General features: G+C 66.5%; 1 pseudogene. It reads right to left on the bottom strand.

What is annotated here, in order from left to right:
• Positions 1-1,431 (bottom strand): annotated as a pseudogene (locus ACXMYJ_RS29075) (hypothetical protein); the annotation flags it as partial.

Below are 1,431 nucleotides of genomic sequence, written 5' to 3'. Positions count from 1 at the left end.
ACGACCGGCCCATCGCTCCGGTGTCAACGGGCCGGTAGTACTGCGCGGTGAACGCCGGATCGAAGGCGCCCGTGCCTCCGATGCCGCGGCGCGCCGCAGCGGAGTTGCTGCCCCAGTTGAACGGCGTTCCGCCGGGCAGGGTCGCTTGCATATGACCTTCGTTGAATCCGACGTTGAACGCGCCCGGCATAGAGCCGGGGAGGAATCCGCGTGCAGTCAGCCACTCGTGCGCGTTGTGGGTCGATAGCGAGCGCCCCTGGGTCGACCGGCCATCGATGATGTTGATCAGATCCTCGATGGCGCTGGAGCAATCGCCGAGCCCCTGGACGAGGTCTGCGGCTCCGGTCTGTGAGTAGACGCCCGCCGGGATGCTCGACAACAGCGCCTGGTCGGAGGTGTAGCCGTATGTCGTCGTGCTGCGGCCGCCCGATCCAGCGGGACCGCCGGTTGGTGTGGGGACGCTGAACGGTCCCGGGTAGGGCGTTGACGACGGCAGCTGGCGCGGTGTGGGGATGCGGCGTTCCTGGCCGTCGCGAGTCCGGTAGGTGCCCGGCGTGCGCTCGGGCGGTTCGAAGCCCGGCGGCGTGTAGCCGCCCCAGTCGCCGCCCCACGATGCCGGCAGATGGGGGATGTCGGGCAGCGGCGTGAAACTCATCGGGTCGCCGGGCAGCAGGTTGTTGAAGAAATTCGCGGCGTTCGAGCCCATGGCGTCGAGCGCGTGCTTGACGTGGTTGGCCATGTCGATCGCCTTGTTGCCGACCCACGTCATCGCCTCGGGGATGTCTAGGATTGCGTCGCGCACCGCGGCGGCCGGTCCGGTGAGCATGCTGAGCTCTTCGCTGATGTCCGCCCCGAAAGTGCTGAAGTCGCCGTTGAGCGCGTCCAGGATCGTCCGCGTCGCCTCCAGCGTGTCGTTGAAGTTCTCGACGTTCTGCCGGCCGTTGCCGCCGAACGTGTCGTAGATGAACCCGCCGACCATCCAGACCGCATCGCCCAAGGACCGCACGGCGTCGATGCCGTCCTGGATCCACCGCTGCAAATCACCCGTGCGCGAGGCCTGGTCGATGAAGGCGGCGAAGCGCTGCGCGGCCTCCGAGGCCGCCTGGGCGAGCCCGGGGAGAAACCCGGAACCAGCGTTGGCGATATCGACGAACGCCTGAGTCAAAGAGCTTGCAGCAGGGGTCAATTCGCGGAACGACGCAGTGATGTTGCTGAATGTGCTCTGAATCTTCGCCTGCGTGTCCGGCGTCATCAGCTCGTTGGCGACCGACTTGGCCATCACGTTGAACGCGTCCGCGATGCCCGTGGTGAGTTCCTGCACCGCTGGCAGGTACTGGGTGGAAAGCCGGTGCACCTCTTCACCAAATCCCGAGAAGAGCGCATCCTGCGTGGCCGACTTCAGACCGTCGAACTCCGGCAACAGGTTGCGAA

It is taken from the genome of Mycobacterium sp. ZZG (genome assembly GCF_054786995.1).
Note: the sequence above shows the minus strand (reverse complement) of the source record. Positions and strands in the feature narration are given on the sequence as shown.